12 protein-coding genes and 1 tRNA gene are annotated in these 12,104 nt (G+C 46.8%); all 13 read right to left on the bottom strand.

Features of this window, described 5'->3' with window-relative positions; all coding sequences use genetic code 11:
- On the bottom strand, positions 1-735 hold a 735-nt coding region (locus QUA56_RS04835), incomplete at its 3' end, for a leucine-rich repeat protein (protein ID WP_333353956.1).
- A 161-nt stretch (positions 736-896) separates the two neighbouring features.
- The gene (locus QUA56_RS04830) at positions 897-1,094 is read right to left on the bottom strand and encodes a hypothetical protein (protein ID WP_333353953.1); all 198 of its coding nucleotides are present in this window, start codon (positions 1,092-1,094) and stop codon (positions 897-899) included.
- Between the two features lie 156 nt (positions 1,095-1,250).
- Entirely contained in the window at positions 1,251-1,613 is a 363-nt protein-coding gene (locus tag QUA56_RS04825; RefSeq protein ID WP_190741144.1) for a DUF5615 family PIN-like protein, read from the bottom strand.
- Positions 1,614-1,616: 3 nt separating this feature from the next.
- Positions 1,617-1,955 carry a DUF433 domain-containing protein gene (locus QUA56_RS04820; RefSeq protein ID WP_333353950.1) on the bottom strand — a complete coding sequence of 113 codons (339 nt, stop codon included), beginning with the start codon at positions 1,953-1,955 and terminating at the stop codon, positions 1,617-1,619.
- Between the two features lie 35 nt (positions 1,956-1,990).
- Complete coding sequence (locus QUA56_RS04815; protein ID WP_333353947.1) at positions 1,991-2,245, bottom strand: DUF433 domain-containing protein; 255 nt, start codon at positions 2,243-2,245, stop codon at positions 1,991-1,993.
- A gap of 69 nt (positions 2,246-2,314) precedes the next feature.
- Positions 2,315-2,437, bottom strand: coding sequence for a hypothetical protein (locus tag QUA56_RS04810; RefSeq protein WP_333353944.1), 123 nt, complete (start codon positions 2,435-2,437; stop codon positions 2,315-2,317).
- Positions 2,438-2,594: 157 nt separating this feature from the next.
- Positions 2,595-2,676: transfer RNA gene (locus QUA56_RS04805), tRNA-Leu, on the bottom strand.
- A 223-nt stretch (positions 2,677-2,899) separates the two neighbouring features.
- Positions 2,900-3,610 (bottom strand): peptidoglycan-binding protein, encoded by a 711-nt coding sequence (locus tag QUA56_RS04800; RefSeq protein WP_333353941.1) that lies wholly within the window; start codon positions 3,608-3,610, stop codon positions 2,900-2,902.
- 502 nt (positions 3,611-4,112) lie between these two features.
- Positions 4,113-6,533, bottom strand: coding sequence for a sucrose synthase (locus tag QUA56_RS04795; protein ID WP_333353938.1), 2,421 nt, complete (start codon positions 6,531-6,533; stop codon positions 4,113-4,115).
- 132 nt (positions 6,534-6,665) lie between these two features.
- The gene (locus QUA56_RS04790) at positions 6,666-8,189 is read right to left on the bottom strand and encodes a carboxypeptidase M32 (protein WP_333354072.1); all 1,524 of its coding nucleotides are present in this window, start codon (positions 8,187-8,189) and stop codon (positions 6,666-6,668) included.
- A 97-nt stretch (positions 8,190-8,286) separates the two neighbouring features.
- On the bottom strand, positions 8,287-9,474 hold the full coding sequence (locus tag QUA56_RS04785) for a tetratricopeptide repeat protein (RefSeq protein ID WP_333353935.1): 1,188 nt from the start codon (positions 9,472-9,474) through the stop codon (positions 8,287-8,289).
- 318 nt (positions 9,475-9,792) lie between these two features.
- On the bottom strand, positions 9,793-10,536 hold the full coding sequence (locus tag QUA56_RS04780; RefSeq protein WP_333353931.1) for a Uma2 family endonuclease: 744 nt from the start codon (positions 10,534-10,536) through the stop codon (positions 9,793-9,795).
- Positions 10,537-10,743: 207 nt separating this feature from the next.
- Positions 10,744-12,104, bottom strand: a 1,361-nt coding sequence (locus tag QUA56_RS04775) for a tetratricopeptide repeat protein (protein WP_333353928.1), incomplete at its 5' end; no start/stop codon positions are given.

The raw sequence follows: 12,104 nt of genomic DNA, 5'->3' as shown, positions 1-12,104 counted from the left end.
AAGTGTTGTCAGATTGGACAAGGAGGCGAGCGCTTCGGGAATTTCTGTTATCTGATTGTTACTGAGGTCAAGTGTTGTCAGATTGGACAAGGAGGCGAGCGCTTCGGGAATTTCTGTTATCTGATTGTTACTGAGGTCAAGTGTTGTCAGATTGGACAAGGAGGCGAGCGCTTCGGGAATTTCTGTTATCTGATTGTTACTGAGGTCAAGTGTTGTCAGATTGGACAAGGAGGCGAGCGCTTCGGGAATTTCTGTTATTTGATTGTTACTGAGGTCAAGTGTTGTCAGATTGGACAAGGAGGCGAGCGCTTCGGGAATTTCTGTTATCTGATTGTTACTGAGGTCAAGTGTTGTCAGATTGGACAAGGAGGCGAGCGCTTCGGGAATTTCTGTCAAACCAATACTGGTTAAATCTAAACGTTCTAATTGCTTCATTTCCAGCAGCAATCCCGGTATTCTTCCGAATGGATTGCCGGTGAGGTCGATCGAACGCAAATTTTTCAGCGATCGCAATTCTTCCGGTAGTGCGCTTAATTGATTGGTGATTAGTTTCGGAGTCAGTTTATCACCAACCCATTCCCAGTCTTCCACCTTCCCCAACACCAACATCTGAAGCTGCGTGCACTTGCCAATCTCCGGCGGGAATTCCTCCAACCCCAACCCCGCCAAATCCAATTCTGTCTGGCCCTCATCAGCCGCTTTGTCGATTAACTGCAACAACTCTTCTCTCGTCATATCCTTTGTCTCTCGGTAGTCTTCATTTTATTGTGACAGGATTTTTTGCTTGGTGGGGAAAGAATTAGGACACGGCCCAAAAAAGGAGACGGCAGTGTCGTTTCCCTACCCCAAAATTATCGTAGGGAAACGGCAATGCCGTCTCCTCCGCTGCCTACGCATCACCACCCGTAGAAACCGGGTTTTTTCCCATGTCTCTGACTGTCACCAATTATTCTCGCAAAAACCCGGTTTCTGGGTTTACGCATCACCACCAAAGAAATTAGGACACGGCAGTGCCGTTTCCCTACAATTAATCTGGCGATGATTATATCCGAGGGAGGGCGATCGTCGATTATTTTGGGGTAGGGAAACGGCATTGCCGTGTCCTCCGTGGCCTACGCATCAAAACCTTCATAACCGGGTTTTTTTGGGTTTCTACGACTGTAACGGGTATTCTCAGCAAAAACCCGGTTTCTTGCCACCCGCGAGGAATCTGGGGAGGAAAAAGGCTACACATTTTTTGTTTAGTAGATTTATGTTAAAGGGAGATGAATGATTCGGTCTTGGTATTCGTTATCAAACGAACCATCAACAATCACAATCAATTCCTCAATATTTTGCCCAATACTTAAATCCTGATTCAAAACGAAAATCCCTGGAATATGACCACCTTGAGCCAGATGATCTACCAAATGTACGGGCATTGACTTGCGATTGTTTGTCACCAAAATAAAGTTACGCTCCTCACACCACACCAAAATCTCCGGATCGAGAGTGCTTTTTGGGGGTGTACCAATTTCGCCCACTGCCCAAACTACTAAATCAGGGCGTTTTCGCCGAAGTTGTGTAGCATAAATGGGCGTAACATTCTCGTCCATTAAATATTTTAGCGCCATCGATCAAGCACCCTGGATAACAGATTGTCTTTCCCATTCAGCTTTCAATTTTCGCAATCTTTCTGTCGCCGGATGGGGATTGGCTACTTGGATCTTTCGCTGTTGATGCGACCATTCCAACCAATCTTGTATATATTGACTTACTGATTCCTTGTTCAGCAAATAATACAAAATAGTTGTGTAAACTTCTGCTAAAGTTAGAGATGGATAGAGTTGCTGAATTTCTTCGGCGGTGCGTTCTCGATAAAGATACTCATACAGTACCGTCTCAATCCCGATGCGATGTCCTTTAATGCGAATATCATCCGCTGCTAAGAAATCAAAATACTGATTCAGTTCCATATTTAAACTTCCTCTGTTAGCTATCTAGTATTCTACTATTCGGTTTGATGAGAAACAATAATGCGATCGATTTCTTCGCGGTGGCGATCGTAATAACGCCAAGCATTCTCTAAATCGCGATCCTCCAAGACTGGATAATTCCGAAGTAACTCAGCCTCATCAGCGCCCTGTTGGTGAAGCGAAACCAGTGTCCAAACAGGAATGCGGGTGTTGCGAATCCGGGCATTTCCTCCACAGACTCCAGGCGTACTCTGAATCGCCCTAGCTGAGAGTTTTTCTTGAAACAGCAAACTCTCTTCAGGTGTCAGCGACTCAATGACTTGAATTAAGGAGTCATATCAAATCCGGTTACGTCGGAATCATACAGTAGTAGTGCGAGCGTCTCGCTCGCGATCCATGCCGCGAGCGAGACGCTCGCACTGACAATCCAAATATATAATTACGATCCAACCGGAAACGATATCAACCAACTGAATGTTCATAGCTGGTAATTTACAGAATATAGAGTAGTGCGATCGCTCAAACTATCATAGAAAATTTCTAGTTCAGCCTTCAATTTTCGCAATCTTTCTGTACAGTGACAAATAATTTGTTACTGTACACCCGGTGGGGTTTTTACTTTGGGAATACCATCTGCTATGCGGATAAAAGGACTTGAACCTTCACTCCTTTCGGAACCAGAACCTAAATCTGGCGCGTCTGCCAATTTCGCCATATCCGCATTTTGACATTCAAATACTATAGCACACGACAGAGCGATCGGTCAATCGATTTTAGATTTTAGATTTTAGATTTTAGATAAAATAAAGCGACCCACTGATAAATCCGCAGGCTGATGACCGCATTGCTCGATCGCCCAACATCGAGAAACCCGGTCATTTTTGGACACCGGGTTCAATCATGAGTTATCGCCACAGCAATTTTCCGTATTTTTCACTTGTCACTTACTTTTGGCCCAGCGCTTTCCAGGTTGTTTCGTCCACCATGCCGTCAGCCGTGAAACCCTTAAATTTCTGAAAGTTCTTGACAGCCGTAGCAGTGCGAGCGCCAAAAATGCCGTCGATCGGGCCTGGATCGTAACCCTGTATTTCCAAACGCACCTGTAGCGTCTTCACTTTGGAACCGACAGCGCCTTTATTTAGAACAGTTGGAGGATTGCCGGGAACAGCAGCATTGCTCTCAATGGGAGCCTTGCTCTGCACAGTTTCACGAGCAGGCGCCGGATCTGCTGCTAAAGCTGTCCAAGTTTCTTTGTCCACAATGCCGTCTGACTTCAACCCCTTAGACTCTTGAAAGGCACTGACAGCCGATGTAGTGCGAGAGCCATAGGAACCGTCGATCGTCCCTACCTTGAAACTGTGCACCTGCAAGCGCTGCTGTATGGCCGCAACTTCTGGCCCGTCAGCTCCCGCCGAGATAGTTTTTTCCTTTCTCACTGGAGCCTGCTCGCCCGCGTAAAAAGGCTTGTTAAACATATCTCCTTGGGAATTTTCCTCGGGCGATGCCGACGCACCCCGATCGGCGGGAGCGGCAAAGTCTCTGCGGTACTGTTCCTGCACCAAGGGTTGGGAGTCGAAAGCAGCAGTTGCCTTTCTGGTCAAGGCGGGAGCGAGCAGAGCGATCAAGCTGAAAATCGTAACAGTAGTCACACGCATAAATTTCATCCTGTGGGTGAGGTTTGACAAGGTTTCGCTGTTTTCATGTTTCTAAATCTAATTGTATTACCCGGACTGCTTTCTGAGAAATCTAGCTGAAAGAAGAAGGCTATAGCGGCGAAGCTGAGCGGGTAAAAAGAAGGAAGACCAAAGTTGCAATCGACAGCATGGGGAAAGGGCGATTAAGAACGTCCTAACCGTCGGGCGCGATTGCTATATCTGCCACAGCTTCTAGAAGTTCGGCAATGGGGACGGCCGCACTCAGGAGTTGCGATTTGGAAGTAGAAGTTGGTTCGCACTATTCCTCAGAAACCCGGTTGATTCCGAGATGTTTTGTTACTAAAGCCAATATTTTAGTAGAAACCGCGTTTCTTAGCCTCAGTCCTCTTGTATAAAACCTGCTGTCATTCACAAATCTTTACGGGCGGGTTGTGTAAAAAGTCGATCGGTGAGAGACCAAGTTTTTTCCTTCAACCAGCCCGTAAGAAGCAAAAGTCGCCACTTATCGGTTCGCGTGTTCTGCCAATAAAGCCTTGGCTCTCGGCTTGTAAATCAGATAAAACAGCGCTTCTAGGTAGCGGAGCATATCTTCGCGGTTTTCCTTGGACGAGTAGTTCCAGAAACCGTAAGTCCGTGCCAGCGTCAGCAGTTTGGTAGTGTGAATTTTCCATGTATACGTGCTGTAAACTCGGTCAATTCCTCGTGTTGAAATTTCATACCAATAGTTGGGATTGTGTTCGCACTTCGATAAAAAATCTAGAATTTTTTGGGCGGTTTCCTCGTGGTTGGTCGGGTTGATATAAAACCCATTTATACCATCTTGAATGATTTCCAGCGGGCCTCCAAACTGCGTCCCGAAAGTGGGAATGCCGGTAATCATTGCTTCGAGAATTGTTAAGCCGAAAGCTTCAAATAAGGCTGGCTGAACAAATATACCTTGGCCGTCGGCGATTACCCGGTAGATTTCGCCGGACAGGCTTTTGGACAGCCTCACTCCCAGCCAGCGAATTTTACCGTGAAGGTTGTATTGGTCGATAATTGCGTAGAGCTTTTTAATTTCTTCGGCTTCTTCGTAGTCTTCGGTTTCTTCGACCCTGAGCTTGCCGGCTACTAGAATTAAGTTGCATTTTTCTTGCAATTCCTGGCTTTTACCAAACAATTCTGCTAAGCCTGTCAGGTTTTTAATGCGATCGAGCCTGGCCATCGAAAATAAAGGGCGCTTTTGCGGGTCGTCGAGTTTTCCAAAGACTTGTTCGGGGTCTTCCAGGGTAAAAAGTAACTCGTTGAGCCGATCGCGATCGCCTTGCACCCGGTCTTCGATCCGCGTGTAGGGAAAGTACACGCTTTCGTTGACTCCCGGCGGCACGACGTTGAATTTAGGGCTGAACAGTTCAATCCCGTTCACAACGTGGTACAAATCCGGCATGGTAAAACAATTGTAAGATTCGTACTGGCCGACACTATCGGGTTTGCCCACAATCTCTTGATAGGTGCTGCTGACAATACAATTCGCTGCATTCATGGCAATTAAATCGGCAGTAAATTGCAGCGCAAAATGGTACTTTTCCTCGGATTCTTGCCAGTAGAGATTGCTGAACAAATATTTAGATTTTTCCAGCGCATGGGCTATATTGCACTGAGTAACTTTGAGTTTGCGAGACAGCAAAAACGCTACCAAGTTGCCGTCGGAATAGTTGCCGACAATTAAATCTGGCTTGCCCTGAAACTCAGCAAGCAACTCTTTTTCTGCATCGATCGCGTATGTTTCCAAATAAGGCCAAATCTCGAATCTCGAAATCCAATTTTGAGTCAGTTTGGGATTGAACTCCCGGAAGGGAACCCGCAAAATCCAAGCATTTTCGGTGCCGTAAACTTTTTCCAAACGTTCGTTACAGCGCGTGCCGTCGCTGTTAGGAATTAACCTGGTGAGAATAATTACTTTAGGTTTTACGCCTAAACTATCAAGACCGGCAAGATGAATGTCTTCTTGCAGTTGTTTCTCTAAATTCTTCGCTTGATCGAGGACATAAACTACCTGGCCTCCCGTATCCGGCCGCCCCAAAACTCCTTCTTGCCCGAACCAGCCGTGAGGAGAAACTAGGACGATTTTGAAAATCATCGGGATGCGAGAAATAAATGCTTCTAGGGTTTGCGGATCGGGGGAATCAATTAATTCGTCAAGAATTCCTAGGGTTTCACGCACGCGGGATGCGGTATTTCCCCAACCTGCCTCCAAACCCATCATTTGCAGAACTAATCGAAATCTTTCGTAGGGTTCTTGTTCAGAAAGTTCGCTGACAAAGGTGAGGGCTTTTTTGATTTGTTCGGAAAGTTGTTCTTGGGATTTTATGCGATCGTTAATTAGTAATTGTACGCCGTTGTAGCGGTGAATTCGCAAGAAATTAAATAGAGTTTCCTGCCACTGTCTGGGGTCTTGGAACAGTTTGCTGGACAGGTATCGGTTGAGGAATTGCACTCCTTTGCCGATGTTTTTGGGGTCGCGAATTGTGGGGGAGTAGTCGTAAAACGGGCCGAAATCTAGTTCGAGGATGTCGCCTTCTTGGGGGTGAAAGTGGTTGACGAAGCGATCGCGCACGTCGAGCAATTCTTGCACTGTCATCGGCTCGAGTGTCAAGTCGTCTCCAACTCGCACTATTTCTATAGTAGCAATTTTTGGTCGCAGCAGGACGCAAATGCTGTCCTCTTCAAGAATAATTTCCTGAACGTAGTAAATCAGTTTGCTCAAAAGAGAAGATTGATGGAACTGTTCCGGCTTTTCGTATTTGGTGCAGTAGGCAGCAAAAGCGTTAACTATGTCGTTTCGCAGTAAATATTTGTTACCCAAAGCCCGCAAATCGCTGACCAACTGACGCAAGTCTGTTTTTTCGTCGCTGGCGATAACAGCCTGAAAGAGTTCAGACATAGATACTCCCTTATTTAAGATTTTTGATGGTCGCTGTCAAATTAGGCGATACTGTATTAGTATCGCCCTTTTTTTTAGGGGGCTACTTTTTTTAATGTAATTTTAAAGTCCGCAATCTGAACTTGCTATCCCTCAAATGACATAAAATTCCCCGTATTTGTGGCGAATGTAGCGGATAAAGGGATCGATACTTAAAGGTGAACCTGTAACCCGATCGATCAATTCGACGGCGGTGTATTTGCGGCCGTGCTGGTAGATATTTTGTTTTAGCCAGTCGTGGAGTACGGTAAAATTGCCCTGTTCTATTTCTACGGGAATTTCAGGATTGATTTTTACTGCTGTTTCGTAGAATTGGGCGCTCATCAAGTTGCCGAGGGTGTAACCTTGGAACATTCCGCCGATCGTACCAACATACCAGTGAACATCTTGCATCGCGCCTTCGCTGTCGGTGGCGGGAACAACGCCGAGGTCGGTTTGATAGCGTTCGTTCCAGGCTTCGGGGAGGTCTCGCACTGCTAGTTTTCCCTCTACCATTGCCAATTCTAGGTCAAAGCGGATGGCGACGTGGAGGTTGTAGGTTACTTCGTCAGCATCGGTACGGACGAGCGATCGCGAGACTTTGTTAATTGCCCGGTAAAATGCGTCAGTGGATACGTGTCCCAACTGTCGCAAAAATACGCCTTGGAGTTGCGGGTAGAAACATTCCCAAAAACCGCGGCTGCGCCCGACCAAATTTTCCCAAAGTCGCGACTGACTTTCGTGCACGCCGGAGGAAATGCCGCCTGCGAGAAGCGTACCTTCAAATTCCGGGGAATTTCCGAGTTCGTAGAGGGCGTGTCCGGCTTCGTGGATGCTGCTGAAGAGTGCTTGATCCAGGTGGTCTTCGTAGACGCGAGTGGTGATTCGCACGTCGTCTATGGAGAAGTTGGTCATGAACGGGTGCAGGGTGGTGTCTTGCCGTCCCCGCTGGAAGTCGTACCCCATGCGTTCTACGACTGTGCGGGTGAATTCTAGTTGCTGGGATTCGGGAAAGTTTTGGTGCAAGCAGGAGTCGTCAGCGGGTGGTTGGGAGGTGATGGCTTCGACTATCGGCACTAATTCTTGACGCAGTTTGGCGAAAAGCGGGCGCAGCAGGGATACTTTCATACCGTAGTCGCTGCGATCGATCAAAGGATCGGCGATATGTTCGTATCCGGGGAAAAAGTCGGCGTATTGCCTGCTTAATTCTAGGGTTTTTTCGAGATACGGCTCGACGGCTGCGAAGTTGTTGGCTGCTTTGGCTGTAGCCCAAGCTTCGTAGCAGTCGGCTTGGTGGCGGCAGAGTGCGGACATGAAGGTGGCGGGGACTCTGGAGGCGCGATCGTAGTCTCTGCGGGCGATGCGGATCAGGCTGGCTGCGGTGGAGTCGTAGGGGAGGGTTTGTTCGTAGAAACGCAAGTCTTCTAAGAGTTCGCCGATTTTGGGGTCGGTAAATTTTTCGTGGGATATTTGTTTGAGGGTGGCCAACTGGCGGCCTCTGGCACTTGCACCTTTGGCGGGCATATAGGTTGCTTGATCCCAATGCAGCAGCGACGAGGCTGATTCGATGTCGGTAACTTCTCTGAGGTGGGCTGCTAATTGAGCGAATTTTGCTTGAGTTTTGTCTAGGGTTTGCATGATTGGGGTTTGTGGTGCTGTTTTGCCTAAAAAGGTTGCAGTGCGGCATCGGTATCCATCAATCATCGCTACCCTGAAATCAAGCTAAAAACCGCACTTATTCTAGTATTGTACGCAATTTTGAGTGATTTTTGCACAGTTTCCGGTATTTGTTCGGATTGAGTTCGATCGCCTTGGACAAGTTTTCGATCGCTTTGTCGGTGATATTTGCTAAGGCTTCGGGGCTGTTTGTGCTGCGATCGCCTGCTTGTTTTTCCAGGGCGTAAACGCAACCTTTTTGATAGTAAAGGTTTGGATCGTCGGGTGTGAGTGCAATGATTTTATCGTAGGAGGCGATCGCTTCGGTAAATCGTTTAATTTTTCTGAGGGCGACGGCGCGGTTGTACCAGGCTTCAGTGTTGTCTGGCTGCAACTCTACGGTTTTGTCCCAAGAAGCAATTGCTTCTTCAAAGCGCTGTAAGTTGGCGAAGGCTAAGCCGCGGTTGTACCAGGTTTCGCTGTAGTCTGGCTTGAGTGCGAGGGCTTTGTCCCAGGATGCGATCGCTGCTTCAAATTGTCCCATTTGTGCGATCGCCGTGCCGCGTTTGTTCCAGACTTCGGGGGAATTCGGCCGCAGTTGCAGGGTTTTATCGTAAGAGGCGACGGCTTCCGGGTAGAGTTTTTCATCGGCTAGGGCTAAGCCGCGGTTGTACCAGGCTTGATGCAAGTCTGGTTTGAGTTCGATCGCTTTGTCGCAGGATGCGATCGCCGCTACATTTTTGTCAAATTTTCTTAGGGTAAATGCTTTGTTGTACCAAGCTTCGCAGTAGTCTGGTTTGATGGCGATGGCTTTGTCGTAGGAGTCGATCGCTTCTGAGAATTTTTCCAAGTTGACGAGGGTGTTGCCGCGGTTCGTCCAAGCTTCGTGGTAGCTTGGGTTGAGTGCGATCGCCTGTTCGTAGGAGGCGATCGCTTCTGAGAATTTGTTTAGCTTCTGCAAAACGTTGGCGCGGTTATACCACCCTTCGGGATTGTTTGGTTTGATTTGTAGGGATTTGTTGTAGGCTGCGATCGCTGCTTCTAGCTGTCCCAATTTTCTGAGGGCTACGCCTTGGTTGTACCGCGCTTCATAAAATTTTGGTTCAAGTGCGATCGCTTGTTCCCAAGATTCGATCGCAGCTTGGAATCGTCCCATTGCTTCTAGGGCGTTGCCGCGATCGTACAAGGTTTGAGCCTTTTGGGTGTTGACTTCTATGGATTTTTCCCCTGAGTCGATCGGCTTTTCTATGCTTGCTACTTTTTGCAAGGGGTTTCACCTCATTTTCTATCTAATTGATACTTTTCTTTTTTATATGCGATCTTTTTCGCCTGTGAGTGCTTTCGATCGATATTATTTGGTTATTTATCGCAATTTTACAGGATTTTGGGAACTTTTTCAAGTTTTTTCATATTAGTCCTGTATCTTCGATTTCTAGGTATAGATTAATACTAATTTTTTAGATGACTGCGTAGAAAAGAGGAAAGGGCGATCGGGCTGACAGGATTACGTTAAAACCACAAATAACCGCGATCGCCAGAAACCAGATTTTTCAAACAAACCGGGTTGATGAGCATTTATTCGGAGTTAAATGCTATCTGGATCGATGTTCAATTCGCGCAGTTTAGCAGCTAAACGTTGAGCAATTTGATTTGCTTGTTCGGCCCTTCGATCTGCTTGTTCGGCCCTTTGAGATTCTTGTTGGGCCCTTTGATTTGCTTGTTCTGCCCTTTGAGATTCTTGTTGTAGGCGCTGACGATCTAATAACCTCTCTGCTTCTAATTCCGCATAGGAAAGAAACTTTTCTCCATTAGGTCGATAAATTTCTAACCCATCTTCTCCCAACTCAAACCGCACACCTAATCTCGGACTAATCCATCCCTCCATCGGCTCAATTACTTCTAAATTTCCCTCAATTCTTTGCCAACCTTCCAACTCATTTCTTTCTGGATCGTAAAGGTAATACTCCTCAACTCCATGACGCTGGTAAAATGAAAGTTTCTTATTCATTTTAGTGTTGCTGTCGTTGTGGGAGCGAATCTCAAATACGACTTGAGGGCCAATATTATTCTCTCGATATTGTATGTAGGAAAGGCGATCGCCCTTTGGTCTCCCAAATATCACCATCGTATCAGGTGCTTGAGAAATTTCGGGTTTCCCCTCAACGGGATACCACAGTAAATCGGCGGCTACAAAAACGTTTGGGTCATCTTTAAACAGCGATTCGCAACCTTCTTTGATTTTGACAATTAATTCGTATTGAATTGTGCTTTCTGCCATTGGTTGACCGTCGCTGGAAGGATAAATGATTTCTTCGGTTGTGACTTGCATAGTGTTTATCTCCGAGAAGTATCTAAGTTTAATTGTACTATTTATTCAGATAAGCCGGCGGTTGAAACCGCGTCTACACAAACCAAGTCCGCCTGCGCGGACTAAGAAATAATGAGAGTGTTTGTGATGCTGTAGGGGCGGGTTTTACCAACAATAATTGCCTAAAATCGACAATCTCATAAACCCGCCCCGCCCAAGGGCCAATCCCTATTCTTGAATCAAGGCTTGAAACCGAGTATCCGATCGAATGCTGTCAAAATCCGAATCAGTTTTTGCGATTTCTCGGTATTCGTCAGGATTCAGATCGATCGCACGCTGCAAATTCTGAATTACTTGGTAAATTTGACTGCGTAACCCATAACAGCAAGCTTTATTATAAAATGCTTGGTGATAATCTGGTTTGAATTTTAAGGCTTTGTCGTAGGAGGCAATCGCCTCTTCAAGCCTGCGTAAATTACGCAGTGCAAAGCCCCGACTCAACCAGGCTTCGTGATAATCTGGTTTGAATTCTAAGGCTTTGTCGTAGGAGGCGATCGCATCTTCAAGCCTGCCTAAATTATACAGTGCAACGCCCCGATTCGACCAGTATTCGTGATAATCTGGTTTGAATTCTAAGGCTTTGTCGTAGGAGGCGATCGCATCTTTAAATTTTCCTAAATTATCCAGTGCAATGCCCCGATTGTTCCAGGCTTCGTGATTATCTGGTTTAATTTCTAAGGCTTTGTCGTAAGAGGCGATCGCCTCTTCTAGCCAGCCTAAATTATACAGTGCAACTCCCCGATTGAACCAGGCTTCGCGATAATCTGGTTTGATTTCTAAGGCTTTGTCGTAGGAGGCGATCGCATCTTCAAGCCTGCCTAAATTATCCAGTGCATTGCCCCGACTCAACCAGGCTGCGTGATAATCTGGTTTGAATTCTAAGGCTTTGTCGTAGGAGGCGATCGCATCTTCCAGACTGCCTAAATTATACATTGCATTGCCCCAATTGTGCCAGGCTTCGTGATTATCTGGTTTGAATTCTAAGGCTTTGTCGTAGGAGGCGATCGTATCTTCAACAAGCCTGCCTAAATCATCCAGTGCAATGCCCCGATTCGACCCGGCTACGTGAAAATCTGGTTTGATTTCTAAGGCTTTGTCATAGGAGGCGATCGCCTCTTCATGCCTGCCTAAATTACCCAGTGCAACGCCCCGATTGTTCCAGGCTTCGTGTAAATCTGGTTTGAATTCTAAGGCTTTGTCGTAGTCGGCGATCGCTTCTTCATGCCTGCCTACATTATCCAGTGCAACGCCCCGATTGAACCAGGCTTCGAGGTCTTCTGGTTTGAATTCTAAGGCTTTGTCGTAGTCGGCGATCGCATCTTCTAGCCTGCCTAATTTACCCAGTACAATGCCCCGATTGAACCAGGCTTCGTGTTTATCTGGTTTGAATTCTAAGGCTTTGTCGAAGGAGGCGAGCGCTTCTTCTAGCCTGCCTAAATCACCCAGTGCATGGCCCCGATTGAACCAGGCTTCGTGTAAATCTGGTTTGAATTCTAAGGCTTTGTCGTAGTCGGCGATCGCTTCTTCAT

This window comes from Microcoleus sp. N3A4, assembly GCF_036701805.1.
Classification (GTDB): Bacteria; Cyanobacteriota; Cyanobacteriia; order Cyanobacteriales; family Microcoleaceae; genus Microcoleus.
This window is presented reverse-complemented; position numbering and strand designations above follow the sequence as displayed.

Bases quoted from the DNA above. Each gene is read 5' to 3' on its own strand.
- QUA56_RS04810 (WP_333353944.1), bottom strand. From the start codon at position 2,437: ATGAACATTCAGTTGGTTGATATCGTTTCCGGTTGGATCGTAATTATA.
- QUA56_RS04790 (WP_333354072.1), bottom strand. From the start codon at position 8,189: ATGCAAACCCTAGACAAAACTCAAGCAAAATTCGCTCAATTAGCAGCC.
- QUA56_RS04800 (WP_333353941.1), bottom strand. From the start codon at position 3,610: ATGCGTGTGACTACTGTTACGATTTTCAGCTTGATCGCTCTGCTCGCT.
- QUA56_RS04830 (WP_333353953.1), bottom strand. From the start codon at position 1,094: ATGCCGTTTCCCTACCCCAAAATAATCGACGATCGCCCTCCCTCGGAT.
- QUA56_RS04795 (WP_333353938.1), bottom strand. From the start codon at position 6,533: ATGTCTGAACTCTTTCAGGCTGTTATCGCCAGCGACGAAAAAACAGAC.
- QUA56_RS04780 (WP_333353931.1), bottom strand. From the start codon at position 10,536: ATGCAAGTCACAACCGAAGAAATCATTTATCCTTCCAGCGACGGTCAA.
- QUA56_RS04820 (WP_333353950.1), bottom strand. From the start codon at position 1,955: ATGGAACTGAATCAGTATTTTGATTTCTTAGCAGCGGATGATATTCGC.
- QUA56_RS04825 (WP_190741144.1), bottom strand. From the start codon at position 1,613: ATGGCGCTAAAATATTTAATGGACGAGAATGTTACGCCCATTTATGCT.